Here is a 24,566-nt window from a genome sequence, read left to right on the forward strand (position 1 = left end):
TCACTGGACATAGGACAGCACAGTCGCCATCCCAGCTTCGAGATGGTAAGCGTTGTGGCAATGGATCATCCACTCGCCTGGGTTGTCCGCTTGAAAGACCATCTCGACGGTCTGGGACGGCAGCACGTTCACAGTGTCCTTTCGTGGCCCACCGCGAGCGCGACCGATCTGTGGGGTGTGACCGTGCAGGTGCATCGGGTGCCACATTCCAGAGACGTTTTCGAACGCGAGGCTGACCCATTCATCGGCACGCACCTCGATCGGTTCGTGGTTGGCGTACGGAACCCCGTTGATGCCCCAGTCGTACTGCATCATCCCACCGGTCAGTCGAAGGGGAATCGGCCGGATGTCGCCGTCGGCGGGCAGGTCGAGCACCACAGCCTCGGCGGCTCGGAGATCGGCATATCGCAGCCACGTTCCATCGAGTTCGGTGAGCGCCGCCGTCAGATCTGGTGTGGACGTCGCCGCGGCGTCACGCGTTCTCAGCACTGCGGCCGCCCGCTGGTCCTTGCCCTCGGCGAGCGCAACGACCGGCCATACCCCTGACTGGACGGTCAGGGTGACGTCGTACCGCTCGCCCATCCCGACGAGGATCGCGTCAACCTCGACCGGTTCGACGGCGAACCCGTCGGTGTGCGTCACCGTCATCGAGTGCCCGCCAACTGCAAAGCGGTAGGCGGTGTCTCCGGCGCCGTTGATGATACGCAGTCGCACGCGGTCACCCGATCGCGGTTCGGGTGCGAACGTCAGGGGGTCCTCGAACGGTCGACCGTTGATCAGATGGTACGGATACGAGACGTCACCGGCGTCGCCGCCGAGCAGTGGTGACGTCGCCATCACCATCGAACCCATGTTGCCCATGTCCATGCTCTGCAACGCCAGCAGTTCGTCGTCCGGCGTCGTGTCGACGCCGTCGAGCCAGTCGTCGAGCATCACGACGTAGTCGACGTCTGCGTCGACACCGTCGTCGGGGTCGTCGATGATCAGCGGTGCGAGCAGACCCCGGTCGAGCTGGAGGCCGTGATGCGGATGGAACCAGTAGGTCCCGCCGTCGGGCACCACGAAGCGGTACGTGAACTCGGTACCCGGCTCGATGTCCCCCTGCGTCAGCGCTGGCACCCCGTCCATTCCGTTCACGATCGACAGCCCATGCCAGTGGATCGACGTCGCCTCGGGGAGGTCGTTCGCGACGGTGACCTCGACGAGGTCACCGACCGACGCGCGCAGCACTTTGCCCGGCACCACGCCGTCATACGCCCAGGTTCGAGCGGTGCGGCCGGCCAACTCGAATTCGGTCGGTGCGGCACGGAGCGACGCCACCACCTCGGGGCGTCGCGCTGGGTCCGCAGTGATGCTCGCCAAACGGGCATCCGCGACGCTCGATCGGCTAGATCCCGACCCGCAACCCGCCAGGAGTGCGGCGCTGGCCTGCTGCGGAGGCAAGAAAGCGGCGCCGTGAAAAGTGAGGATCCATCTCCGACAGTCTGTCGTAGTACAACCGGATCTCAACGCCAGATCGAACACTTCAAGCGGGTGACATGCACCATCGCGACCCTGACCGAACAAGTCGAAGTCGGGCTACTACATTGCGTCGCACTCGCACTTGCGACACTCCCAAAACACCCGAAAAAGGAACCACCCGTGAACACTGCCCCCCGTTCGATTCTCGTCGCACTCACCGCCGGCACGCTCGTCTTGACAGCCTGCGGTGGCGGGAGCGACACCGCCACGCCCGAATCTCTCCCCGCCGTTGCCGAAGCAGGATCGGCAACCTTCAACGACGCCGACGTGCTGTTCGCCCAAGGAATGGTCCCCCACCACCGCGAAGCCGTCGCGATGGCCGACATGGCGCTCGCTCCCGAGGCCGGCGCCAATGCCGAGATCGTCGCCCTTGCCACGCAAATTCAAGGCGCACAAGACCCCGAGATCGAGCAGATGACTGCGCTGCTCGAATCGTGGGGCCAGCCGCTCGACATGCCCGGCATGGAAGGCGGCGAGGTCATGGAAGGAATGGAGGACGGCGAAGTCATGGAGGGCATGGAACCCATGGAAGGCATGGACGGCATGATGTCCGCTGAAGAGATGATGGCGCTCGCAGCGCTGAGCGGCGCCGAGTTCGACACTGCGTGGGCCAACGCCATGATCGTCCACCACGAGGGCGCCGTATCGATGTCTCAGACGGTCAAGGCCTCGGGCTCGAATCCAGAGGTTCTCGCACTCGCTGATGCGATCATCGCCGGCCAACAAGCCGAGATCGACCAGATGAAGGCGCTCGTCGGCGGCTGATCCGACTCACCCGCCGCGGACCGGTCCGCAAATGCAGCCACTTGTCTCCACTCGTGAAGTCGGCGTGCGTCGACGACATCACGCGTCCAGGTCGCCGTCGACTCCCTCGCCGCAGTCGTGGCGCTCACCACCGCCGGCTTCGTCCGAAGACGCTCTGATTGGCAACGTCCGAATCTGCCCGATCAACTATTCACAGCTCGGCGAGCTTCGCCCCTTGACGATCACCGACGGTGATCACCGCCAACGCCTGGAGGGTTGCCGGTGCTCCCGGACCGTGCGGGACCATCTCGATCTCGAACTCAGGATGGTCTTCGAAGACCGCGAGGTGCTTGCAATTCAGATACACGACCCGGACGCAGCGATCGGCCGCGTGCGCCAGTTCGAGGACGGCCGTCGCGAACCGGCGCGTTGTCGACTCATCGAACGGATTGAACAGAAAAAACACGGTTCCGTCCGCCGGAAGATTCGAAATCGCGTCTCCGATCACGATCGAGACATCCTGGCGCCGACGAAGTCGGAACTTGGTGATCGCACCCATCCGCTCGTCGATCTCCAAACCGTAGATGTGGCTGCCGACGCCCGAACGAAGCCAATGATTGATGACGCGGCCCGCCCCGCACCCGACGTCGACGAGTACGTCGGCTTCGTCGAGCCGACCGCTGAATGCGTGCTCGAGTTCTCGGTAATCACAATTCGACTGTGCTCGATCGCGCAGATACACAACGGCCAATGGAGGACCGAACCGCATGTCGATCAACGCATTGCGAACGACCCTCCGCACCTTGCGGGAGACACTTTCACCGACTTGAACAGGCTGCATCATTGCCGCACGCTACTACGTTGTGTCGTAATTGGCTCCGCGGTGGGGTACGTCGAGGGAGCAGGCGGCACCCATGCCGCCGCAGCATCGCAGTCGATGTCCTCGCTGCGACGGCGTCCGCCACGCAGGCTGCGTCCAGCGGTGCGCACACCCCGCGCGTTCCCGACATGAGATTGTTGCAATATCGACATCCAACTGTAACGTCGTCGCATGTCGATCCGGAAAATCGCCCTCCGAGGCCACCTCCTTGCTGCCGCAGGCCTATTGACGTCGTTGGCTGCGTTCCCGTCGCAGGCAAGCGCGCACAGCGAGTCTCTGGTCACGTCGTCGGCGCCCGAGACAGCGAACATCGCCTGCCCCGTCGACGGCGACAGCGACTTCTTCGACGACTGGGGTGACCCGCGTTCGGGAGGCCGACGACACCAAGGTGTCGACATGGTCGCTCCGCACGGAACGCCGATTCTCGCCGCGGCCGCTGGGTATGCGGAAATGACCACGAGCAACCTCGCAGGCAATGCGATCTGGCTCACGACAGCTGCTGGCGACAAGTTCTACTACGCCCATCTCGATGCGTGGGAGGGCGAGAGCCGGAATGTCGACGCAGGCGAGGTGGTCGGGTACGTCGGCAGCACCGGAAACGCCGGTGGACCACACCTGCACTTTGAAACACACCCGGACGCCATCGCCGAGAACCCGTTTCCTGTCGTCGACGCTGCATGCAGAGTTCCCGCGACCGACGACGTCGAAGCCGCTAGCACGACGCCACCGCAGGCGTGGGCACGTCGGTTGTGAAACACTCCACACCGAACGCAACTCAATGAATGGACGGCCGGCAGGACCTCAGGCCGCCAGGTAATGCTCGAATCGGCAAGCGAACCAATTCTCGCACAGCCGCCACCGAACTTCGACTGGATCCGGATGCCGTTCTCGCTCGCCGGTTTCGGCGTCCTCGCGTTGCATGCCCTCGCCTTCGCTCTGCACAGGCCGAGCTCGTGCGCCGTGAACCCGATCGGCTTGCAATAGGGACGATCCCGAGCCCTTCTGGCGGAACCGCGATCACCTGATGGAAATCTGCCGGACCGACACGTCGACTACTACACAACGTCGTAGTATTGCGGAGATGAGCTCCAGTCGTATCTCCGCCCTGGACCGGCACGTGCGGCGCAGCGCTTCCCTCCTCGCCTTCGGAGTGCTCGGTCTCAGCGCCTGCGCGACGACGATGCCGTCCAATGCCGTCGGCACATCCGAACGCGATGCGACCTCGTCCGTCCGTGCGGATGTGGAGATGTCCTCGCAGCCAACTGAATCGGCCCCACCAGTCGACGATGATGCCGCGCCCCCGACGACCACAGGCGCGCCCGCTTCATCGACATCCACGACGATCGCCGCTGCACCGACGAGTCCACCCGAGCCGGCCGAACCAATCGCCGCGACGCCAGTGGCGTTGACATACGTTCCACCAACGCCTGTCTCGGTTCCGGCGCTCGAAACCCCGCTCGTCGCCGTGAACACATCGGACGGCGTCGAGACGGCTCGCGTCCAAGAGCGGCTTCTCGAACTCGGCTTCTGGCTCCAACGCAGCGACGGGGACTACGGCCTCACCACCACGCAGGCCGTCATGGCCTTCCAGAAGTACCACGGGCTGGCAACCTCTGCGTCGGTCGACGAAGCGACCGCAGCGCTGCTGTCCGCCGAAGGGACACGAGCAACTGGATTGGCCGACGCCGGGACGCTCGTCGAGATCGACAAGTCGCGTCAACTGGTCATCATCGTCCAGGACGGTCTTGCCGCGTGGGTCCTCAACGGATCGACGGGCTCGGAGATCCCATACGAGGCGGTCAATGACAAGGACCCGACGAAGATCGAGCGCGGCGATGCAGTGACCCCGGTGGGCCTCTACCACACCGAACGGGAACGTCCCGATGGATGGTGGGCAGGGGACCTCGGCGAGATCTACCGTCCCAAGTACTTCGTCGGTGGAATCGCCGTCCACGGATCGAACAGCATCCCCAACTACCCCGCCTCCCACGGATGTGTGCGAGTCAGCGTGCCCGCCATGGACTTCATCTGGGAATCCGACCTCATGCCACTGGGCATCAACGTCTGGGTGCACGGCGAGATCCCCTCGGCCTGAATGCCGCCGACACGCAGAGTGGAATGAGAACAGCCCGGTGATCCGTTCCAAACACGCGCACGCTCGCATCGCCGATCTTCACGACCGGGCTGATCCCCCCACGAGCGCTGACGAGCAGCCAGGAGGCGATGGTGTCGCATTCCGCGTCGACGCTGCCGCCGACAATCTGGCCGACGCGCGTCGAGCCGAGACAATCGTAAACGACGAGATCGTTCGCCTCGGTGCGATCTTCGATCGCGAGAACGAGACGAGTCTGTTGAATCGCTGGATTGCCGGCGATACAGCGACGACGACGGGCGAGTTCGACGAACTGCTGTGGACAGCGCTGGAGTGGCAACGCTGCAGCCACGGTGTCTTCAACGTCAGCATGAGAAGACTTCAGCGCTTGTGGCACCGAGCTGCCCTCGACGGGTGCCAACCCAGCCTCGGCGAACTCCACGACATCGCAAACGACATCGCTGCCGCTCCGTATCGCTTCGACGGACACCTCCTGCGCCAGACCCAGAGCTGTCACGATCTCGATCTCGCCGCCATCGTCGATGGGTTCATCGTGGACCTGGCCACCGAGACGGCCTGGCGCACGTGTGACCTCCGCAGCCTGATCGTCAGTGCACACGGCAAGGTCGTACACCGCGGTGACGGTGACTTCGATGTCGCGATCGACTGGACGTGTGATCTGGCGGAAACGACTCCGGCAGCGACCTTGCGCAATACGGCCCTCGCAACATGGCGACCGGATGGGCAGAACCGCCGGCCGATCGGTCGCTCGACCCGCGCACAGGTCAGCGCCTCGACACCCGGTTCTCCGTCACCGTCGTTGCACCGAACGCCACCACCGCAGATGCCGTCGCGACGATTGTCAGCGTCATGACTCCCGATCAGGGACTCGCGTTCGTTCAGGCCCTCAATACGCCGAGCCCGGTCTTGCATCCCGCTGAATCGTTCACGGGAATCGTCAACGGTTCGATCGAATGCTGGATCTTCGACAGCGTCAGCGAGGCCCGCCATACCGGGCCATGACAGAAGGAATTCGCCGTGATCGCTGCCTGCGGAGCGCAGTCTTGGCAACTGCCGTCGTGGCGGTCCCAAAGTGCTCGGCGCGGTCGCCGGGGTCAGTCGACTGTGCCGCGAGACAATCGTGGATGCTCCACGAGACACCTGCTCGGAGCTTGCTGCATTGCGGCGACTTGGAATCTAGATAGATGTTTTTGAAACTCGATCAATGATGTGGCCGGTCATCTGCGTCGAGCGCATCGAAGAGAAGCCCAGGTTGCTCGAGCGCGACATGATGGTCAGCGCCGGGCACGTTGACGACCACCGCTCCCCCGGCAACCTTCGCGATGTATGCAGGATCGCCAATGCCGTCATGTGTGCCGCGAAAGATCGTGACGGGGACGCTCGCTGGCAGCACGCCTGCCCAGTCGAAGTCGAGAATCAGCGAGCGCAACGACCCGTGATACGCCTCCCAAGTGTGACGGCTCGCAGCGCTGCTGATCGCTGCTGGCCAGCGGGGTGCGACAAGTGCCATCATGCGCCCGCTGAGTTGTCGGTGCGCGCAGTTGATGCGGCAGGCTCGCTCTGCCCATTTCGTGTTGAGCGCGAAGAGCCGGCCCATCAGTCCGTACTCCTTGCCGATGGCCCGTTCGGCGGCGTCGACGGGGTAGATCGGCGGTGCCCAGAGGAAGACCTTGCGGGTTCGATGCCGGTTGCGATCAGCCCATGTCAGTGCGACTGCCGACGACATCGAGTGTGCAGCGACGACGACGTTCGATTCGTGCAGCGCGAGTGCTTCGAGTGCGTGATCGATGGCATCCACGTGGGCGTCGACGCCGAAGTCGTTTCTGTGTTCATCGAGCGAGTGTCCGAATCCGAGGAGGTCGAAGATCAACACTCGACGCCGGCGACTGAGTCCGTCGTAGAAGGCTCCGAAGTAGTCGCCTGTGGCGGCGAGGCCGTGGAGCAGTATGACGACTTCTTCGTTTGGCCGACCGGTGGGCCCGCTGTCGCGAATGCTGAGCGAACCTGCGGTGTGGCGCGGGAACGACGAGGGACTCCAGCGTCGAACGAGCGTCGACGTGCGGTGCGCGAACTGCCAGAGCGCGACAGACGCAACCATGAGAGCCGCCATCGACAGGACCATGGATTGCGATGCTCGAGGGAGTCCAGTGGGTCAGGACGCTGCTGCGACGAGCCAGGCCGTCACGCAGACGACGAAGACGAGCATGATTGCTTCAGCAGTCACCGTCGAGCGCAGTTCAGCAAGCAGTTCGGGCGATTCCGGATCCGCTTCGAGGGCGGGAAGGAGGCGGAAGTGGTTGTATGCGCCACCGAGCATCGCCAGCCCGACCGCCGCGGTCTTGAGCAGGAGGATCTTCCCCCAGGGCGTGCCGGTCAACTCCCCGAGGTTGTCGAGGACGAGGAAGGCCATCACGCCGCCGGCGACCACGACAGATGCGAGCGCGATCGTTGCGATCTTCGAGAAGCGGACGACGAGCTCGACGACTCGCATCGGCTGGCCCGATCGGTAGCGAGACCAGATGATGGCGGCCATCATGACGACTCCCCCGACCCAGACAGCACCGGCTACAACGTGGATGCTGTTGGCGAGATCGTGAAGTGGACGAAAGCCCTTGCTGACCGTGTGCCCGTCGAACCAGAACGACACGATGATCAGTACCACCCCGGTGAGCGCAGGCCACGATCGTGCGTCTGGTGTCCAACGCACGATCGGGCCGTCGTCAAGGGTGGGAGCTGCCGGCGTGATGATGTCGTCGAGGACTGCCGATGACAGCGATCGAGCAACGGATGGGCGCCGGATGAGCCGTTGCACCTGACCACGCAAGATCGCTCCAGCGAGTCCAGCAGCGAGCCCGATGCCACCGACGAAGCGCAGCACCGTGGCGAGTCCGGGGTTGGTCGACCAACCCGAAGCCAAGGAACCGGCGGCAATCCGAGTGACCCCGACGTACTCAATCGCAGCGCCGACAGCGATCACAGCACCGAGAACACGCACGGCCGTCAGTGCCTGGCGGACCTCCTCGCGCCGTCCGCGAAGAGCGGTGGCGACGAATGCGAATGCACCGAGGCCGAGCGCAACGCCGAGAAAGCCGATCACCCGACCGACCGTCGCCGTGGTCTCACCCGGCGTCGATACATCGACGGCGAGGAACTCGTCGAGCGACTGCGCCGCTGGCGCAGCTGCGGCGCCGGCATCCACGCCGTCGGCATCGGTAGCCGTTGCGTCGGCTTGCTCAGCCGAGGGCGCGGCTTCCTCGACGGGCGCTGCAGTGACGGTGCCAGCCGACGCTGCCGATGTTGCTTCGGCTGCGGTCTGTTCGACTGCGGGTGCCACGGTCGCCGCGGGCGCTGTTGTCGCAGGTGCTGCGGTCGTCGGAACGGGTGCGTCGACAGTGAAGGCGAACGCCCCCTCGATGGGGTGAGCATCGGCAGCTTGCACGTTCCAGCGGATTCCTACCTGCCCGCCGGCGAGCGGTGGGTCGAACCGCATCGAGAAGACCTTGTCGTCGATGGACTCAACATTGATCGGGGCCTGCAGAACACCGGCAGGCGTCAGTGCAATGAATTCCTCACCGACTGGAGTTGCTGCGCCGGTGAATACGATTGTCACCAGGTCGACCGGTTCGCTGATCGCCGCCCCCTCACCGGGCGTCGACGACTCGAACCCGGTGTGGGCGCTCGCTGTTGCGGGGTTGATGACGGTGCCCGCCACAGCGATCAACAATCCGATCACCACGGCGATTCGGCGAAGGAAATCGGGGCGCGTCTGCGCGAACGATGGTGCGTGTTCAGACATGACCCGGTACTTTACGACGCAATGTCGTACTTCGCACGTCTCCGGCCATCCCGCAAGCACCCGATCATCATCGCAGTCACGATTGCGCTGATGGCGACGGCATGTGGGAGCTCAGCGGATTCGAACGACTCGACCCCCGCAGCAGCCACTATCACTGCTCCGCCCGAGGCGGCCCCCGTCCAGTTGCTCCAGCCGGACGGACTCAGCGACGCGCTCGCTGCAAGTCCGGAGATGCCGCTGATCAACGTCCATATTCCCTACGAGGATCACATCGAGGGCACGGACGCCTTCATCGCCTTCGACTCGATTCTCGACTCCCCCGATCTTCCGACCGACAAGACCGCACCGCTCGCCCTGTACTGCCGGTCAGGAAACATGTCCGCCCAGGCATCCGCGACGCTGGTCGACGCGGGCTACACGAACATCATCGACCTGGACGGCGGAATGAATGCATGGGAGCAAAGCGGCAAGCCCCTCCTCGACGACCCGACCGCCGCCGACTGACATTGCCCTTCGCTGCGGCGTGAACGCCCAGATCAGAACAAACGCAGAACGACAGGCGAATCAACGGAGTCGTTCGCTACCTTCTACACGATGTCGTACTTCTTGCAGGCTGGACGCAACCTCGCCATATCCACACCATGGTGAGACGGTCAGCAACAACCGATGTGGAGTTCAGGATCGGCCGCGACTGGCGGTGGTTCGTCGGCGGTACGGGAAAGATCCTGATCGCGCTCGGTGTCCTGACGTTCGGATTCGTCGGATACCAACTCTGGGGAACGGGCATCGAGACCGCACTCGCGCAACAACGCCTCGAAGACGACTTCAACGACCTCCTGGCCGCTGCCGACCAACCCACCGATGCATCGATTCGAGCCGGCACGTTCGAGAAGTCGACAGCGCCAACGATCATCACTCCTGATTCAGGAGAAGCCACTCCAACCACGTCCACCATCGACACGAACAGCTCACGCAACGATGGGCTCGATCCGGAAGTCGAGCCCGACGACATCGAAAGCAACGGCATCGAAACCAACGAGGTCGAAACCGTTGATTCCCAACCGAGTGATTCCACGAACGTCCCCGTGCCCGTCGCTGAGCAACGCCTTCCAGAACTGACCGACGGTTCGGCGCTCGCCCGGCTGGAGATCCCCGCCATCGGCATCGACAACATCGTGGTTGCCGGCATCGGAGTGTCAGACCTCAAGGCTGGCCCCGGACACTTCCCCGACACCCCGCTTCCCGGACAGCTCGGCAACTCCGCAATCGCCGGCCACCGAACCACGTACGGCGCTCCGTTCTTCGACGTCGACCAACTTGTTGCAGGCGATGAGATGATCGTGACCACGCTCGAGGGACGATTCGTCTATCAGGTCTCGGACCAGCAGATCGTCAAGCCGAGTGCGTATGAAGTGGTGGCGACATCTGACCCGACTCGGGCATCGCTGACGCTGGTCTCGTGCGATCCGAAATGGACTGCCCGCAATCGGATCATCGTCACAGGAGTACTCAGCCCTGACCGCTCAGCATCAGTTGGCGAACCGCTGCTCAACTACGGAAGGCCGGCCGTGCCGAGCTCTGCCAACACCGGAGTTGGAGGCGAGGTCCGTACCGAATCAGACGTGGTGACCGTCGATCGAGAAGGGAACGAGCCGACCATCGACGTTCAGACCGAGATCAATGGAAGCAGCAACACGTCCGGATCGCTCGCCGATCTGCCGCAGCCCGTGCCAGCACTTTCCGACAGCGGATCAACGTCCGCGCTCGCTGAAGCTTTCGAGCAGGGTTGGTTCAGCGACCCAGGAGCGAACCGTCACGTCGCTGCATGGGGCGCTCTGCTCGCAGCGATCTCCCTGGCTGCATGGCAGCTGTCACGTAGGACTGGCCGAAACCTCGTCGGAGGAACAGTCGGGCTCGTTCCGTTCATCGTGACGTTGTTCTTCTTCTATCAGAACGTCAACCGCCTGCTGCCACCCGGTCTGTGACTCGACACCGACGACGAGACGCTGCTGTCGACACGCTCGTTCACCTCGAGTGAAATCAAGATTTGTGGGCCTTGATGTCGCGCACGATCCGTTCGAAGTCGCCGTCCATCTGTCCGTGCCCAGATCGCTCGGTTGCCAAGTCGGCCGCCGCGGACTCGGTCCGTCGCGCCGGCCGAAGGATCGACCAGAAAAACAACAGCAGAAAGATCGAGAACGCGATCATCGAGATCACCATCCAGGCGGAGCCGCCGTTCATGTGAGCAGCATCAGTGCCTTCATGTGCGAGCAACGAGAGCATCACGGCTCAGCAATCGTCGCAGCGTGCGATGAGTCGACCCGAGCTGCTTCGACGAGTCGCCGGTCCGCCTCGGTCGGACGACCACCCTGGCGCGCCAAGCGACGCCATCGGGCGAACGCCGCAACGAGGCCTACCGCTGCCGCAAGGAAGGCGACAATCGGCGCAATCCAAGCAACCGCATCCAGGCCTGACGACTCGGGAACGAGCATGACCTCGCGGCCATAGGCGTTCTCGATACGGGCGAGGATCTGCTCGTCGCTCAATTCGTTGCTCCGGACGAGTGCATCGACTTCGTTGCGGATCGCCCGCGACGCAGAGTTGCGTGATTCGAACACGCTCTCTCCGTCGCAGATCGGACATGCGACCTGGGACGTGATCGCGTCGACTCGGTCCTCCTGGGTCTGCGGGCCGGGGCTCTGTGCGGATCCGAAGACGACGAGGCCGACGAACATGGCGATCACGAACGTCCAGCCGAGTGGACTCCGAGCAAAACGTGTCACTGCGTTCATTTCAGGACGCTCCTTCCCGCAGTTGCTGGATGGTCACACTGAGGCTCTCTGCTGTGACCTTGCCGACGTATCTGACGCGAACGATTCCGTCCGCGTCGATGATCCACGTTTCAGGAACGGCAGCGACGCCGAACGCAACGGACAGGCTGTCATTGTCGGAATAGACGACTGGCCAGTCGCCTCCGCGGGCGGCAAAGAACTCCTCGACGTCTTCCCGTGTGTCATCGACGACCACCGAGTAGAACTCCACACGATTGCGGTCCTGTGACCGCTGTTGGTCGACGAACGAGATCAGTTCCGGATGCTCCTCGATGCAGGGGACGCAGTCTGCGCGAAAGAAGTTGAGGACAACCCAGGACCCCTTTCGACGAGACAGGTCAAACACCGTGCCGTCGTCGAGTTCACCGACTGCCGCAGGCGCAGGTCTTCCGAGCAACGGCGATTCGGCGGCTGCACCGTTGTCGGGCGATGCCATGACGAGCATCACGAAGAACGCCGCCAGTACGGCCAACACCGCTCCGGCGATCCACGGCGCGACTCGTCGTCGTGCCGGGACGAGCGGCGAGCCAGCACTCAGCTCGAGTTCGTCGATCATGAGCTGACCTCGAGTTCCGGCTGCGCTTCGACAAGCTCAGAACCTGCGTTGACCGCGATTGCGGCGGATGTCGGCGCGGTCGGCCGACGATGGCGTCTCCCCGGGAAAGCTGCCAGGAGCGTTCCGATCGCCATGACGAAGCCGCCGATCCAGAGCCACAGGATCATGGGTTTGATGAACACCCGGATCGTTGCGGTGTCATCGCCGGCGAGCACACCGGGTTCGAGGGTGAGGTATACGTCTTTGGCAAAGCCAGTGCGCACCGACGGAGTGCCGATGGATTGGCCGATGCTGAGGTAGGTCGTGATTGCGGGTCGGTAGGTCTTCGTGCCGTCGAGTTCGACGTTCGCTGCGAGCACACTCTCACTCATCGCCGCATTGGTGTCCTCTGTGATCGATTCGAGTTCGAATGTGTGGCCTCCCCACTCGACGACATCGCCCTGTGCGAGTTCGAGGGTCGCCGAGTGCGTGAAGCTGTTCGACGCGGCGAGTGCTACAGCGATCATGATGACGCCGAGGTGCACGACCATCCCGCCGTTGGCTCGCCCAACCAACCCTCGAACACCTTGGTTGCGAGTGGCGATGGCGAGTTGGCGGATTGCTGCGCCGGACGCAAAGCCAGCCAACCCGAACGCTACGAGCGGCGCCCAACCGGTGGCTCCGACGACGATTGAGAAGCCGACGGCGCCGACGGCAAACCATCCTGGCCAAACCAAGCGGTGCCGGAGCAGTTCGGTCGACGCCTGACGCCAGGGCAGCACCGGAGCCACCGCCATCAAGAACAGTAGGACGAGCCCGATCGGCATCGAGAGCCGGTCGAAATACGGTGCTCCGACAGCAGTTCGCCGATTCTGGAGAGCTTCGACGAGGAGCGGAAAAACCGTACCGAGCAGCACGACGAACGCGAAGACAGCAAAGAGGACGTTGTTGGCGAGGAATGCACCTTCACGGCTGAGCGGTGAGTCGATCGTGCCCGGAGAGCGAAGACGGTCGCCTCTCCACCCGATGAGGCTGACCGAGATGACGACGATGAATCCGAAGAAGCCGAGAAGCCACGGCCCGACGGGTCCGTCTCCGAAGGCGTGGACGGAATTGATGACCCCGGATCGAGTGAGGAACGTTCCGAGAATCGTGAGCGCGAACGTCGCGATCAACAGGCTGAGATTCCAGACTCGCAGCAGCCCGCGTCGCTCCTGGACAAGCACCGAGTGCACGTAAGCGGTGCCCGTCAGCCATGGAAGCAGGGATGCGTTCTCCACCGGGTCCCATGCCCAGACACCCGACCAGCCGAGCACTTCGTAGCTCCACCAACCACCGAGCAGGATGCCGATCGACAGAAACGCCCAGGAGAAAAGTGCCCACCTTCGGGTCTCCATCAGCCAACTCTCACCGAGCCGGCCAGTGACGAGCGCTGCGATCGCAAAGGCGAATGGCACCGTGAAGCCGACGTACCCCAAATACAGGATCGGCGGATGGAACAGCACCAAGATGTGGTTCTGCAGCAGCGGGTTCGGTCCCGGTCCAGACTGAATCCCGGGGAGACCAGTCGCGAACGGATCAGCGGGCCAAAACGACAGCAAGGCAAAGAACGCAGTCACGACGAACATCACCACGAGCGCCCAGCCGACCAGGGCGTCATCGGCTCGTGAGCGGAACCGCCAGGCGACGGCCGCAGTGAACCCGGCGAGGATCAGGGCCCACAGCAAGATCGATCCCTCCAGGGCAGACCACATCGCAGCGACGTTGTACAGCGCCGGCGTATCGGCTGAGCCGACCTGTTGGACATAGGCCATGGAAAAGTCGCGAGTGATGAGCGCTCGCTGCATCATCACGACTGCAACGACCGCACCGCCGAAGGACAACCAGGCGTAGCGCATCGACTGACGCTGCAACAGTTGGTTCCTGGTGCGTATCCCGTACAGCACCGCAATCACCCCGAACACTGCTCCGCCGAGCATCAACATCAGCCCGGCGCGGCCGATCGCGGCATTCACGCCAGCAGCGAGCATCAGCGGCGCCTCGTCCGAACAGTCCGCACGGGATGACACAGCATCACGTCGTCGTGACGCGTGGCGGACCTTCTCACTGCTCGAACCCTTGGCGTTCCTGCTCCGAACGGATGTAGGCGATGACGTCGTCGATCTCGTCATCATCGAGCCCTGGAATCGCAGCCATGTCTCCGAAGTTCCAGTGGTGTTGTTGCGCTCCGTTCAGGATCGCCGAACGGAACGCGTCGTCGCCGTGATGGTTGGGCTCGTACACGATCGACAGATGAGACGGTCCCTGTTCGGTGCCACGCAGATCGGCACCGTGACACGACGCACAGTTCGCCTGATACAGCTCTGCCCCGGTCACTCCCGCCGCACCGCTGCCGGGCGCAGCTGGCGCTGTGTCAGCGGTGGCGCTCCCACATGACGCAGCGAAGATTGCGAGAGCAGCCGTGACCGCGGCGGCCAGCGTCGTGTGACGCCGCCACCACGGCCCGGCCTGCCCATCGACGCCGTCCAGAAACATCGTACGTTTCGATTGCCTTGGCGAAGTCGAATTCTGGTCGTCTGAGTGCAAGAACGCGATCACGACTCCTAAGCTACGACACGTTGTAGATATTCAAACGTCGAACCGCAAACCAATTCGCCGATGCGACACGTCGGCCCGGGCAGTGCAAAGAGCAGGAGGTGACCAGTGATCGACGCCCCACTCGCTCTCGCATTCACCGCCGGCATGATCGCCACGATCAACCCGTGCGGCTTCGCACTCCTGCCTGCATACATCGGAGCCTTCGTCGCTGGCGACGACCTCGCGATGCGGGCAGATCGTCGAGTTGCCAGAGCAATCGGTGTCTCGGCAGCAGTCTCGCTCGGATTCGCCGCCATGTTCATCATCGTCGGCGTCGTGTTCAGCACCGCATCGACTGCCCTTCGCCAACAGATGCCATGGGTGACGATCGCTGTCGGCGTCGTGATGGTGTCGATGGGAGTGGCGACCATCGCCGGTTGGAAGCCACGCCTACCGCTCCAGCAACGCGCGACGACGCAACGCCAAGATGTCATCGGAATGGTGACGTTCGGGTTCGCCTTCGCCCTCGTGTCGTTGTCCTGCACGCTTGGGCCGTTCCTGTCGGTCTCGACGTTCGCAATGCAACGCTCATTCCTCGGCGGCATCGTGACCTATGTCGTCTACGCAGCCGGGATGGGCGCCATCATCTTGGCGCTCAGCGTGTCCGCAGCACTCGCTCACGACTCCTTCGTGGGCACGCTGCGCAACGCCTCGAAGTACGCCCCACGCCTCGCAGGCGTCTTGCTGCTCATTTCCGGTGGCTACGCGATCTGGTACGGCCGATACGAACTCGCCATCTACAACGGCGACCTCCCCAACGATTCCCTCATCGACGCCGGAACGAACCTCCAAATCAACTTCGTCGTCCTCGTGCAATCCGTCGGAGCAGACCGAATCGGCCTGACCATCGTCGCTGTCACGGCAGCCAGTTACCTCGGGTTCCGACTGCGGAACCGGGACATCGCTAGCCTCGGGCGAACGACGCACAACAGGACCACCGACGAAACCACCTGACCAATCACACCGATGTACTCACGAGAAACCACACCATCACCATGACACGACGAGCCGACGGCGAACTCGAAACCGATGTTCTGCGAGCCCTCTGGGCCCTCGACCGACCCGCATCACCCGGCGATGTCATCGAAGAGATGGGCACCGACCTCGCCTACACCAGCATCGCGACCATCCTCGGCCGACTGTGCGACAAGGGCCTCGCCCATCGCGAGCGTGCCGGCCGGGCCTACGAATACGCCGCAGCAAGCAGCGAAGCCGACCTCACCGCACGACGGCTCCGCAGCATCTTGGACGCAACGTCGGACCGCCAATCCGCACTCGCCGGGTTCGCCGAAGCACTCGACCCCGTCGAGGCCTCGCAGCTCTTGGCGCTGCTCACCAACACGCCATGATCAACTTCGTCGCCCTCCCCCTCCTCGTGACCCTCGGCGTCGCCGCAGTCGGCAGCCGCCGCCTCGACCGCCTCCACCCCGCAACAGCGGCCCGCTGCAGCGCCGTACTCCTCGCTGCTGTCGCCATTGCGACCGTGCCCACGCTGTGGTTGATCGGTCTCAGCGGCCTCGCTCACATGGGCTGGCACAACCCGGTGTTCGACTGGTCCCAACATCTCATGCCCGACTACCAGCCGTTCGGCGCAGTCGTCGGCATCTCATCGCTGATCGCAGCGCTCGCCGGCACAGCTCGCGCAGTGCGCGTGCTGACCCACCACCGTCGCCTCCGTTGCACTGACACGTGCCCCGTTGAGTTCATCGACACCGACGAGGTCTACGCCTACACCCTGCCGGGCCCAGCACGAACGATCGCCATCTCCGACGGACTCCGCAAAGCGCTCGACGACAACGAATTCGACGTCGTCCTCGCCCACGAACAGGCCCATGCACGGCATCGGCACGACCGGTTCAAACTGCTCGCGCTTCTCACCACGGCGTTCATCCCGATGATCATCCCGATTAAGACACGGCTCGACTTCTACCTCGAGCGCTGGGCCGACGAAGAGGCCCTCGAACACACCGGCGCCGAGCGCCGCCTCGCCGCGCGCACGATTGCCAAGGTCGCACTCGCGAGTCCCAGCCCGCGACCGGCCCTCGGAATCGCCGACCACGGCGTAGCAGCACGGGCCGCCGCGCTCCTCGAACCGATCGAGCTGCCCGACACCGTCACCAGGCTCCAGACGTCGATGATCATCGCCACAACGCTGCTGCTCACCGCCTACCAGGTCCACCACAGCGTGATGTTCGCCGGCGATCTGGTGCGCTGAGCCCGCTCCCGTCACGACCGAGGTCGCACTCGACCAGTGATCACGCCATCCCACGCCGTGATCAATGCGTTCGCGGCACGTCACACTGGTGTACAGGCCCGACTGACCCTACGGGAACGACGCACTTTCATCGTCGGCGGGGTCGCCCCCGACGTCGCGCTCTACGTGCTCAACCTCGCAGCAATCGTGTACTACCCCATTGTGGATGGCCTGAGTTTGAGCCAGACGCATCAACGTGCGATGGATGATCTGTACTTCAATTCGCCATGGTGGATCGTGGGCCACAATGTGCTGCATGCGCCGCTCCTCCTCGTTGCTGCGTTTGCCGCGGCGTCGCTGATCACTCCGCCCTGGAGGCGTCGCGTTCGTTGCTTTGCCGCTGGTGCGCTCTTGCACGCCCTGATCGACATCGCTGTTCATCACGACGACGGGCCATTGGTGTTCTTTCCCGTTTCGTGGTCGATCCGTTTCGCGAGTCCGGTGAGCTACTGGGATCCCGAACACTTCGGCTGGTTCATGCGCCCACTCGATCTGGCGATCACGGCGACGGGTGTCGTGTGGTTGGGGCGGTGGTGGCGGACACGCTCGACAACACGGTCCGAGCTGACGAAGTCAGTCTGAGTCGAGTGTGGACATCTCGAACCCGAGGTCCACCAACATCCCGCTCGCCAGGTTGTTGACGGAGCGGCTCGATCCCTCTCGCTGCACGATCTCCGCGAGGGCAACGGCCTGGGTGTGATGCTCGATCATCAGGGCCGTCCACCGTTCGTCGAACTCGACACCGGTCAGGCCGTCCAACTCGTCCCACGTTTCGAGTGCTGTCGACTCGGCCGCCGGCTCGCCCCAGCTGTCGAGCATCTCCGACATCACGAGAAGCCGCTTGCGATCTTGGTCCTCGATGCGTCGAGCGATTGCCGCGACGTCACCGTCGCTGTTGGAGTCGAATGCGACCTTGGCCAATTCTCGGCCACGCTGCACGTGCGAGATCATCTCCGTCGCGAATTCGACGTCTGCGTCGTTGACGTCAGCAGGACGTTGTGGGAGCTGCTCCGAGGTCGGGGTCGAATCGAACGGGTCGATCTCGCTGCAGGCCGACAATGCGGCAGCGCTGATAACTACTGCGAAGACGGCGATGCTTCGGCGAGCGGCGAGCATGCTGCACCTCCTGTCGACTCGTCTCGATCGGAATCGTCATCACGGTGGCGGTGCGCATCGACCGCCAGGTAGCCCAACGCAGTGACGACCACAGCGAGGGCCACCCACTGATTGAGACGAAGTGCGCCGATGGTGTGGGAGGGATCAATGCGGAGACCTTCGATCCAAAAACGCCCGGCAAAGTATCCGGCCAGGTACACGGCGAAGAGCCGACCTGGACGCAACGGCCGATAGCGGTCGACGGCGAGCAGCGCAGCGCACAAGCCCAGGCTCCAGAGAGATTCGTAGAGGAACGTCGGGTGGAAGAGAACTGCGTCGCTGAATCCCGAGGGGGTCTTGTCGGCAGAGATCTCCAGTCCCCATGGCAATGTCGTCGGCCGACCGAAGAGTTCCTGGTTCCACCAATTTCCCCACCTGCCGATCGCTTGAGCTAACGGGATGGCGGGCGCCACTGCGGTGAGCACCGCGGGTAGCGAGAGGTTCAGGCGCCGTACGACGAAGCCGCCTGCGGCGACGCCGCCGAGGAGGCCACCGGGAATTCCGAGGCCGCCCTTCCAGACCATCGGGATTCGCCACAAATCGTCTTCGAACAGCTCCCACGCCGTCACCACGTGATAGAGCCGGGCCCCGATCAAGCCGCCGAACACCGACCACATGGCCACGCTCTGCATCTCATCCGACGTGCCCGCTCCGATCCGTTCGAGTCGACGCGAGGCCAACATGGTCGCCGCAATCACTCCGAGCGCGATCATCAACCCATACGCAGACAGCTGCACTGGACCGATCGACAACTTCCCGATGGATGGGCTGGGGAGGCTCTGCACCAATGACAACATCCCGACAGGTTACTCCTACACAATGTCGTAACAAAGTGTCGACAAACACCCCTCCCTGAAGAGGACCGCGTCACGCAGCAGGTATTCTACGACGTCGTGTCGTACATATCTGCATCCAGAACAACGGCTCCCCGCCTTCGTCGCCGCAGCCTCGTCGTCGCGTCCGTCCTCATCGCCAGCTCCTTGACCATGCTGCCGTCGTCCGCCAACGCTGACCACGGAACCGATGCTGCCAAGCAGGCCGCTGCGGAGATCCAGGCCGCCCGCAATCGGGCGAACGCGGCGTCGCAGGCGATGTTCGACCTCGAGTCCGACATCGACGGTCTCGACATCGACATCAGCGCTGCCGAACGTGACCTGGCGGCACTGGAAGCGAAGACCGCCAAGATGCAGGAGGGTCTGGAAGAGCAAGCGGTGCGTAGCTTCGTCGGCGCAGGTTCAGGCAACGCCTTTCCGCTCCTGATCGACTTCGACGAGATCAATGACAGCTTCACCGCTGACGTGATGTCCGCGGTCACGCGTGAGAACGTGCACGTCGATCTCGACGAGTACGACGCACTGATGGACGACGTCGGCGAAGCACGCGACGCCCTGGAGCAGGATCGACAAGCCTCGGAACAAGCCAAGCTCGACTTCGCAGATCTGAAGTCCAACGCCGAAGCCGAGATCGAGGCGCTCGCAGAGATCGAGGCCGAGCGGCTCGTTTCCGAAGAAGTCGAACACGAACTCGAACGCCAGCGACAGCGCGAAGCGGCCGAAGCTGCTGCCCGAGCCGCACAAGAAGCGGAACGGGCCGCACAACAGCAAGCCGCAACAAGGGCAGCGAATGCGGCATCGACGCCGGCTCCTGCCCAGACACCAGCTCCCTCACGCACGACGGCGCAACCGGGAGCGACACCGGCAACCCCTCAGGCCCCGGCCCCCGCTCCGGCCCCCGCTCCGGCCCCCGCTCCGGCTCCGGCTCCGGCTCCGACCAGTGGCATCGCCTGCCCGGTCAACGGGCCCCGAGCATTCGCCGACACCTGGGGCGCCCCGCGCTCCGGCGGACGCAGCCACGAAGGCGTCGACATGATGTCGCCGCGCGGCACCCCCCTCGTCGCCGTCGAATCGGGCCGAGCCAACTTCTCGACGAACCGACTCGGTGGCAACGCCATCTGGCTCACCGGGAGCAGCGGAACCAAGTACTACTACGCACACCTCAGCGCATGGGAGGGCTCGAGTCGATCCGTCGCCAAGGGGGAAGTGATCGGCTACGTCGGAGCGACCGGCAACACGAGTGCGAATCACCTTCACTTCGAAGTGCACCCTGGCGGCGGTCGCGCCGTCAACCCGTATCCCTACGTTCGGGCGGTCTGCTGATGCAGTCACGGATCCGACCCACCCGACGACACGCAGCGCTGGCGCTCGCCGCCTCGGTGACGTTCGCAGCGTGCACATCGACCGTGGCAACGGAGACATTGCCGGATCAGGCCGCGCCCGCCGACCCGGCGACGTCGATCGTCGAACAACCTCCGACCACGATTGCACCGACACCGAGCACCACGACCGTGCCGACACCACCGTCGACTGCGGCCGAGGTGGCCACCACGGCACCCACCACCAGCACCAGCTCCACGACCACCACGAGCACGGTGGCACCACTGCCCCTGGACGTCTTCGATCCCGAGTGCGTGGTCCGCGCCGACAGCGACTCATCGCTCGAAGCAATCGCAGCTGCCAATGCACTGGCCGACCCGGTGTCGCTGTGGCTCGAGAACGGCCAAATCGACAGCGTCGCCAGCGGCGATCTTGTCGACATCTGCCCGGGCAACAACGTCAATGACCTGAACGGCGAACCAGTCCCAGCTTTCAAGAACGATGTCGTCCAAGGCGCCCTGGCAGCCAACGTCGAACGGCAGCAGACCAAGCTGAACGAACTCTTCGCCGGATTCGGCATCGACGACCTCGCCGTCGACGGCGTGTCAGGACCTCGCACCGGCCAACGCCTGTGCGCTGCGCGCCTCTCCCTCGGTCTCGACACGACGATCGAGGACATGACACCCGGATCGAACGAACAGGCCGCCCTGTTCGCAGCCACCACACTGCCGACGCCGACCTCGACTGCCACCGAATCAGAGCGCTGGGTACTGATCGATCGGACCTGCCAGATCATGTTCATCGGCGCCGGCGCCGACACCACCTTCGTCTTCCCGACATCGACGGGTTCGGAAGGCTTCGAGACCAGGGAGCAGGACCGGTCCGAAGCCTTCCGCTTCAACCCTGCGCTCGACAACGGCGGCTGGCACGACAGCAGCGAGTTCCCGGTCGGCGTCGACAACCCACTGAACGGAAACCTGTACAAGCCGCTCTACTTCGACCTCGGCCAAGCCATCCATGGCGCCAACAACGTGCCACCGACGCCGCAGAGCAAAGGATGCGCGCGCCTGCGGGTCGCCGATCAAAACACCTTCGTCGCCTGGCTCGGACTCGATTCGGCCACCGGCGAGACGTGGCGCAAAGCCGAGATGAACGTGACCGTGAACGTGCAGGGCGACTTCGTCGCCCGCCAGAACAGCTGAACGCTCCATCTACGCTCGCTGCGCTGAAGACCGGCTCAGTTGCTCGTCAACGTGTCGAGCCGTTCCGACAGACCGTCCACCCCGAGCGCGCCAAAGTAGGAGGTCGACTCGCCATTGGCATCGAGGAAGATGAACGACGGCTGTGAGACGATCTGATAGTTCTCCCAGATCTCGCCCGTCCCGTCGACGACGTGCTCGAACGCATCCACGTCGTAGTCGTCGATGAATCCGTTGATCTGCTCGAGGGTATCCCGGCCGGCCACGCCCACGAAGACGACATCGGCACCGTAAGTTTCCTGGACCTCTGCGACCGCAGGGGCTTCACGTTGACACAGCGTTCACCACGGCGCCCAGAACCACAGCAGCACATCTTGGCCTTGCAGAGAGTTGAAGTCGAGGTCCTCGCCACGAGCGGTCGGCACGAGGGCCGCCTCGACGACTTGCGCCGTTTCAGTGTCGGTCGAGGCACCCGGCGGCGACGCCGACTCCAAGCCCGCATCCCCACCACCGCCGCATGCAGCAGCAACGAGCGCCACGGCCCCCGAGATCGCGAGCAGTGATCTGGTCGAACGTGCACGGATCATCGAAACCTCACGAAAACTCGGATTGGTGACGTCGGGAGAACATACGACAGACCGTAGTATTCTTCTGTGGACATTCCTCAGCAGGGCGCCCGATCTCACTTCGATGATGAGCCGCGCCCGCCCGCCACCTTCACACGTCGCCACCTGCTGTTTGCCGGTCTCGCTGCAACTGCGACGGTCGGCTACGCGTCCTACTCGAACGGTCAGTCCACCGACGGCATCACGGACGGCGCTTCCGGCGGCACGATCGATTCGACCCCGACGACGCCGCGAGCAACGCTCCCCCCGCCGAACCCTGCAGCAGCGCTTGCACCGGCGACGACGTCGACGACAGTTCCCGCTCTGGACCACGACCTCCGACAAGGCATGGTGGAACCGAAGGTCGAGATGATGCAGGCAGCACTCGCCGCACTCAACTTCGACCCCGGCCCGATCGACGGCATCTTCGGCGGCGCAACAGTTCGTGCCGTGTGGGCCTTCGAGAAGATCGTGCTCGGAACACCACGCACCGAGATGCAGGGTGTCGTCACCCCCGACATCTGGACCCAGATGCACAGCGACGTGCGCATCGCGCCCCGCCGAACGCCCGGGGGCACCCACATGGAGGTCTATCTCCCCGAACAGGTCTCCGTCCTCTTCAACGACGGCGAGGCACGCGTGATCAGCCACGTGTCGTCGGGTGAGAACGTCGAGTGGTGCGACGTCGTCGAGATCGACCTCGACGACGGCACCACCGAGGAGAAGGGAATCTGCGGGATCTCCAAGACGCCCGGGGGCGTCTACCACTTCGAACGCAAGATCGACGGATGGCGCAACGCCAAACTCGGACGCCTCTACCAACCCGTCTACTTCAACTACGGCATCGCCATCCACGGTGCGGGCAACGTGCCCGAGTACCCGGCCTCGCGCGGTTGTGTCCGTCACCCGATGCACATCGCCGAATACCTTCCCGACCTCATCGAGATCGGCGACATGATCTACGTGTTCGATGGCGTCGAAGAACCCGAGACCTACGGCGCAGCACCGATGATCTTCGACTACCCGGACCCCGATTGGGTCCCGCCGACCACATCGACGACCACGACATCGACCACGTCGACGACCACCACAACGACCACCGTCCCAGCGCCGGCCACCACGCGGCCGCCCACGACCACCAAACCAACGACGACCAAACCAACGACCACGTCATCGTCGACCACGTCACCAACAACTACTCCTGCGCCGCCGACCTGAACGGCACCGACGCACGGACCCGAGCCACCTACGACATGATGTAGGTTTGACCACCGCGGCCGTCGGGTATCGGCCTTCCAGACCACCTCCCTGGAAGGAACACCGACGTGAGTGCCGAGACTGCGCCGCAGACATCCACGAAGACCGCCACCATCTACCGAATGGTGATGCCGGGCCACACGTGCCCCTACGGCATCAAGACCCTCGACCTCCTCGAACGAGAGGGCTTCGACGTCACCGACGTCCACCTCGAAACCGACGAGGAAACGACGGCATTCCGCGAGAAATGGAACGTCGAGACCACCCCGCAGACATTCGTCGACGGTGAACTCGTCGGGACCCTCGACGACGTACGCGAGTTCGTCGGCCGCACGCGCAAAGACGGCGGCGGCACCAGCTACTGGCCCGTACTCACGCTCTTCGCGATCACCTTCCTGATGGCCGCCGGTGCCGCCTACATCGCCGAGGACCAGTGGGTCAGCGTGCGGACCTTCGAATGGTTCATCGCCTTCTCGATGTGCGGCCTCGGCTACCTCAAGATCCGAGACGTCGAGAGCTTCTCGACCATGTTCCTGAACTACGACCTGCTCGCCATGCGATGGGTGCCGTACAGCTACATCTACCCCTATGCCGAAACCGGAGCCGGCATCTTGATGATCGCCGCCGTCGCCAACTGGATCTCGGTCCCCGTCGCACTGATCATCGGCACCATCGGTGCAGCATCAGTCGTCAAAGCCGTCTACATCGACAAGCGCGAACTCAAGTGCGCATGCGTCGGCGGGAGCAGCAACGTCCCGCTCGGCTTCGTGTCGTTCACCGAGAACATCGCCATGGTCTCCATGGCCATCTGGATGGGCGTCAAACACCTCCTTTGATCCACCACCACTGAGGCACACCCACCCCGACCAACACACACGACAGGAGC

27 protein-coding genes and 1 pseudogene are annotated in these 24,566 nt (G+C 63.8%); 15 read left to right on the top strand and 13 right to left on the bottom strand.

What is annotated here, in order from left to right:
• On the bottom strand, positions 1 to 1,320 hold the full coding sequence (locus ACE37B_RS06700; protein WP_409922501.1) for a multicopper oxidase family protein: 1,320 nt from the start codon (positions 1,318 to 1,320) through the stop codon (positions 1 to 3).
• A 321-nt stretch (positions 1,321 to 1,641) separates the two neighbouring features.
• Here ACE37B_RS06700 and ACE37B_RS06705 point away from each other — a divergent pair, with 321 nt between their 5' ends.
• On the top strand, positions 1,642 to 2,286 hold the full coding sequence (locus tag ACE37B_RS06705; protein ID WP_409922502.1) for a DUF305 domain-containing protein: 645 nt from the start codon (positions 1,642 to 1,644) through the stop codon (positions 2,284 to 2,286).
• 190 nt (positions 2,287 to 2,476) lie between these two features.
• Here ACE37B_RS06705 and ACE37B_RS06710 read toward each other — a convergent pair whose 3' ends face one another.
• Positions 2,477 to 3,109, bottom strand: a complete 633-nt coding sequence (locus ACE37B_RS06710; RefSeq protein WP_409922503.1) for a methyltransferase domain-containing protein — start codon at positions 3,107 to 3,109, stop codon at positions 2,477 to 2,479.
• A gap of 207 nt (positions 3,110 to 3,316) precedes the next feature.
• On the opposite strand from ACE37B_RS06710, the gene ACE37B_RS06715 reads away from it, so the two are divergent.
• The 4 genes and pseudogenes from ACE37B_RS06715 to ACE37B_RS06730 all read left to right on the top strand — a co-directional run bounded on the left by ACE37B_RS06715 (position 3,317) and on the right by ACE37B_RS06730 (position 6,260).
• Positions 3,317 to 3,898 carry a M23 family metallopeptidase gene (locus ACE37B_RS06715; RefSeq protein WP_409922504.1) on the top strand — a complete coding sequence of 194 codons (582 nt, stop codon included), beginning with the start codon at positions 3,317 to 3,319 and terminating at the stop codon, positions 3,896 to 3,898.
• Between the two features lie 712 nt (positions 3,899 to 4,610).
• A complete protein-coding gene (locus tag ACE37B_RS06720; RefSeq protein WP_409922505.1) occupies positions 4,611 to 5,240 on the top strand; it encodes a L,D-transpeptidase family protein in 630 nt (209 codons plus the stop codon).
• Positions 5,241 to 5,277: 37 nt separating this feature from the next.
• Positions 5,278 to 5,907: pseudogene (locus ACE37B_RS06725) on the top strand (FAD:protein FMN transferase); the annotation flags it as partial.
• Positions 5,908 to 5,966: 59 nt separating this feature from the next.
• Positions 5,967 to 6,260, top strand: coding sequence for an FAD:protein FMN transferase (locus ACE37B_RS06730; protein ID WP_409922506.1), 294 nt, complete (start codon positions 5,967 to 5,969; stop codon positions 6,258 to 6,260).
• Positions 6,261 to 6,459: 199 nt separating this feature from the next.
• Here the strand turns inward: ACE37B_RS06730 and ACE37B_RS06735 are convergent, their stop codons facing one another.
• Both ACE37B_RS06735 and ACE37B_RS06740 read right to left on the bottom strand, forming a co-directional pair.
• Positions 6,460 to 7,368, bottom strand: coding sequence for an alpha/beta fold hydrolase (locus ACE37B_RS06735; protein WP_409922507.1), 909 nt, complete (start codon positions 7,366 to 7,368; stop codon positions 6,460 to 6,462).
• Positions 7,369 to 7,410: 42 nt separating this feature from the next.
• Positions 7,411 to 9,054, bottom strand: coding sequence for a copper resistance CopC/CopD family protein (locus ACE37B_RS06740; protein WP_409922508.1), 1,644 nt, complete (start codon positions 9,052 to 9,054; stop codon positions 7,411 to 7,413).
• Positions 9,055 to 9,285: 231 nt separating this feature from the next.
• Here ACE37B_RS06740 and ACE37B_RS06745 point away from each other — a divergent pair, with 231 nt between their 5' ends.
• Positions 9,286 to 9,558, top strand: coding sequence for a rhodanese-like domain-containing protein (locus tag ACE37B_RS06745; RefSeq protein WP_409922509.1), 273 nt, complete (start codon positions 9,286 to 9,288; stop codon positions 9,556 to 9,558).
• A 164-nt stretch (positions 9,559 to 9,722) separates the two neighbouring features.
• Positions 9,723 to 11,039: a sortase gene (locus tag ACE37B_RS06750; protein WP_409922510.1), complete on the top strand. Its 1,317-nt coding sequence runs from the start codon at positions 9,723 to 9,725 to the stop codon at positions 11,037 to 11,039.
• Between the two features lie 55 nt (positions 11,040 to 11,094).
• Here the strand turns inward: ACE37B_RS06750 and ACE37B_RS06755 are convergent, their stop codons facing one another.
• From ACE37B_RS06755 to ACE37B_RS06775, 5 genes are read right to left on the bottom strand one after another with little or no spacing between them, the layout of a single operon-like run.
• A complete protein-coding gene (locus ACE37B_RS06755; RefSeq protein ID WP_409922511.1) occupies positions 11,095 to 11,295 on the bottom strand; it encodes a hypothetical protein in 201 nt (66 codons plus the stop codon).
• A 41-nt stretch (positions 11,296 to 11,336) separates the two neighbouring features.
• Entirely contained in the window at positions 11,337 to 11,846 is a 510-nt protein-coding gene (locus ACE37B_RS06760) for a cytochrome c-type biogenesis protein CcmH (protein ID WP_409922512.1), read from the bottom strand.
• A 1-nt stretch (position 11,847) separates the two neighbouring features.
• Positions 11,848 to 12,441, bottom strand: a complete 594-nt coding sequence (locus ACE37B_RS06765; protein ID WP_409922513.1) for a TlpA family protein disulfide reductase — start codon at positions 12,439 to 12,441, stop codon at positions 11,848 to 11,850.
• On the bottom strand, positions 12,438 to 14,489 hold the full coding sequence (locus tag ACE37B_RS06770) for a heme lyase CcmF/NrfE family subunit (protein WP_409922514.1): 2,052 nt from the start codon (positions 14,487 to 14,489) through the stop codon (positions 12,438 to 12,440). Before ACE37B_RS06770 ends, ACE37B_RS06765 begins: the two co-directional genes overlap by 4 nt.
• 34 nt (positions 14,490 to 14,523) lie before the next feature.
• Entirely contained in the window at positions 14,524 to 14,955 is a 432-nt protein-coding gene (locus ACE37B_RS06775; RefSeq protein ID WP_409922515.1) for a c-type cytochrome, read from the bottom strand.
• Between the two features lie 168 nt (positions 14,956 to 15,123).
• On the opposite strand from ACE37B_RS06775, the gene ACE37B_RS06780 reads away from it, so the two are divergent.
• Genes ACE37B_RS06780 through ACE37B_RS06795 form a run of 4 tightly spaced genes read left to right on the top strand, consistent with a single transcriptional unit; the run spans position 15,124 to position 17,893 of the window.
• Complete coding sequence (locus ACE37B_RS06780) at positions 15,124 to 16,011, top strand: cytochrome c biogenesis CcdA family protein (protein WP_409922516.1); 888 nt, start codon at positions 15,124 to 15,126, stop codon at positions 16,009 to 16,011.
• Positions 16,012 to 16,052: 41 nt separating this feature from the next.
• Entirely contained in the window at positions 16,053 to 16,406 is a 354-nt protein-coding gene (locus tag ACE37B_RS06785; RefSeq protein ID WP_409922517.1) for a BlaI/MecI/CopY family transcriptional regulator, read from the top strand.
• Positions 16,403 to 17,272 carry a M56 family metallopeptidase gene (locus ACE37B_RS06790; protein WP_409922518.1) on the top strand — a complete coding sequence of 290 codons (870 nt, stop codon included), beginning with the start codon at positions 16,403 to 16,405 and terminating at the stop codon, positions 17,270 to 17,272. Before ACE37B_RS06785 ends, ACE37B_RS06790 begins: the two co-directional genes overlap by 4 nt.
• Positions 17,273 to 17,308: 36 nt before the next feature.
• Positions 17,309 to 17,893 carry a hypothetical protein gene (locus tag ACE37B_RS06795; protein ID WP_409922519.1) on the top strand — a complete coding sequence of 195 codons (585 nt, stop codon included), beginning with the start codon at positions 17,309 to 17,311 and terminating at the stop codon, positions 17,891 to 17,893.
• Here ACE37B_RS06795 and ACE37B_RS06800 read toward each other — a convergent pair.
• Together ACE37B_RS06800 and lgt are read right to left on the bottom strand one after the other, a co-directional pair.
• Positions 17,885 to 18,427: a DUF305 domain-containing protein gene (locus ACE37B_RS06800; protein WP_409922520.1), complete on the bottom strand. Its 543-nt coding sequence runs from the start codon at positions 18,425 to 18,427 to the stop codon at positions 17,885 to 17,887. The genes ACE37B_RS06795 and ACE37B_RS06800 overlap by 9 nt on opposite strands.
• Positions 18,388 to 19,263, bottom strand: coding sequence for a prolipoprotein diacylglyceryl transferase (gene lgt / locus ACE37B_RS06805; protein WP_409922521.1), 876 nt, complete (start codon positions 19,261 to 19,263; stop codon positions 18,388 to 18,390). The genes ACE37B_RS06800 and lgt overlap by 40 nt, the downstream gene beginning before the upstream one ends.
• Before the next feature lie 96 nt (positions 19,264 to 19,359).
• Here lgt and ACE37B_RS06810 point away from each other — a divergent pair, with 96 nt between their 5' ends.
• Positions 19,360 to 20,622, top strand: a complete 1,263-nt coding sequence (locus ACE37B_RS06810; RefSeq protein ID WP_409922522.1) for a M23 family metallopeptidase — start codon at positions 19,360 to 19,362, stop codon at positions 20,620 to 20,622.
• A complete protein-coding gene (locus ACE37B_RS06815) occupies positions 20,622 to 21,821 on the top strand; it encodes a L,D-transpeptidase (protein ID WP_409922523.1) in 1,200 nt (399 codons plus the stop codon). The genes ACE37B_RS06810 and ACE37B_RS06815 overlap by 1 nt, the downstream gene beginning before the upstream one ends.
• Positions 21,822 to 21,856: 35 nt before the next feature.
• On the opposite strand, the gene ACE37B_RS06820 is transcribed toward ACE37B_RS06815, so the two are convergent.
• On the bottom strand, positions 21,857 to 22,084 hold the full coding sequence (locus ACE37B_RS06820) for a hypothetical protein (protein WP_409922524.1): 228 nt from the start codon (positions 22,082 to 22,084) through the stop codon (positions 21,857 to 21,859).
• A gap of 75 nt (positions 22,085 to 22,159) precedes the next feature.
• On the bottom strand, positions 22,160 to 22,405 hold the full coding sequence (locus ACE37B_RS06825) for a hypothetical protein (RefSeq protein WP_409922525.1): 246 nt from the start codon (positions 22,403 to 22,405) through the stop codon (positions 22,160 to 22,162).
• Positions 22,406 to 22,471: 66 nt separating this feature from the next.
• Here ACE37B_RS06825 and ACE37B_RS06830 point away from each other — a divergent pair, with 66 nt between their 5' ends.
• Both ACE37B_RS06830 and ACE37B_RS06835 read left to right on the top strand, forming a co-directional pair.
• On the top strand, positions 22,472 to 23,641 hold the full coding sequence (locus tag ACE37B_RS06830) for a L,D-transpeptidase family protein (RefSeq protein WP_409922526.1): 1,170 nt from the start codon (positions 22,472 to 22,474) through the stop codon (positions 23,639 to 23,641).
• Positions 23,642 to 23,748: 107 nt separating this feature from the next.
• Positions 23,749 to 24,516 (top strand): glutaredoxin, encoded by a 768-nt coding sequence (locus tag ACE37B_RS06835; protein WP_409922527.1) that lies wholly within the window; start codon positions 23,749 to 23,751, stop codon positions 24,514 to 24,516.
• Positions 24,517 to 24,566: the final 50 nt, after the last annotated feature.

Source organism: Ilumatobacter sp. (assembly GCF_046290335.1).
Classification (GTDB): domain Bacteria; phylum Actinomycetota; class Acidimicrobiia; order Acidimicrobiales; family Ilumatobacteraceae; genus Ilumatobacter_A.

Bases quoted from the DNA above. Each gene is read 5' to 3' on its own strand.
- ACE37B_RS06710 (WP_409922503.1), bottom strand. From the start codon at position 3,109: ATGATGCAGCCTGTTCAAGTCGGTGAAAGTGTCTCCCGCAAGGTGCGG.
- ACE37B_RS06715 (WP_409922504.1), top strand. From the start codon at position 3,317: ATGTCGATCCGGAAAATCGCCCTCCGAGGCCACCTCCTTGCTGCCGCA.
- ACE37B_RS06730 (WP_409922506.1), top strand. From the start codon at position 5,967: ATGGCGACCGGATGGGCAGAACCGCCGGCCGATCGGTCGCTCGACCCG.
- ACE37B_RS06735 (WP_409922507.1), bottom strand. From the start codon at position 7,368: ATGGCGGCTCTCATGGTTGCGTCTGTCGCGCTCTGGCAGTTCGCGCAC.
- ACE37B_RS06740 (WP_409922508.1), bottom strand. From the start codon at position 9,054: ATGTCTGAACACGCACCATCGTTCGCGCAGACGCGCCCCGATTTCCTT.
- ACE37B_RS06745 (WP_409922509.1), top strand. From the start codon at position 9,286: ATGCCGCTGATCAACGTCCATATTCCCTACGAGGATCACATCGAGGGC.
- ACE37B_RS06755 (WP_409922511.1), bottom strand. From the start codon at position 11,295: ATGAACGGCGGCTCCGCCTGGATGGTGATCTCGATGATCGCGTTCTCG.
- ACE37B_RS06760 (WP_409922512.1), bottom strand. From the start codon at position 11,846: ATGAACGCAGTGACACGTTTTGCTCGGAGTCCACTCGGCTGGACGTTC.
- ACE37B_RS06765 (WP_409922513.1), bottom strand. From the start codon at position 12,441: ATGATCGACGAACTCGAGCTGAGTGCTGGCTCGCCGCTCGTCCCGGCA.
- ACE37B_RS06775 (WP_409922515.1), bottom strand. From the start codon at position 14,955: ATGTTTCTGGACGGCGTCGATGGGCAGGCCGGGCCGTGGTGGCGGCGT.
- ACE37B_RS06785 (WP_409922517.1), top strand. From the start codon at position 16,053: ATGACACGACGAGCCGACGGCGAACTCGAAACCGATGTTCTGCGAGCC.
- ACE37B_RS06790 (WP_409922518.1), top strand. From the start codon at position 16,403: ATGATCAACTTCGTCGCCCTCCCCCTCCTCGTGACCCTCGGCGTCGCC.
- ACE37B_RS06800 (WP_409922520.1), bottom strand. From the start codon at position 18,427: ATGCTCGCCGCTCGCCGAAGCATCGCCGTCTTCGCAGTAGTTATCAGC.
- lgt (WP_409922521.1), bottom strand. From the start codon at position 19,263: ATGTTGTCATTGGTGCAGAGCCTCCCCAGCCCATCCATCGGGAAGTTG.
- ACE37B_RS06815 (WP_409922523.1), top strand. From the start codon at position 20,622: ATGCAGTCACGGATCCGACCCACCCGACGACACGCAGCGCTGGCGCTC.
- ACE37B_RS06825 (WP_409922525.1), bottom strand. From the start codon at position 22,405: ATGATCCGTGCACGTTCGACCAGATCACTGCTCGCGATCTCGGGGGCC.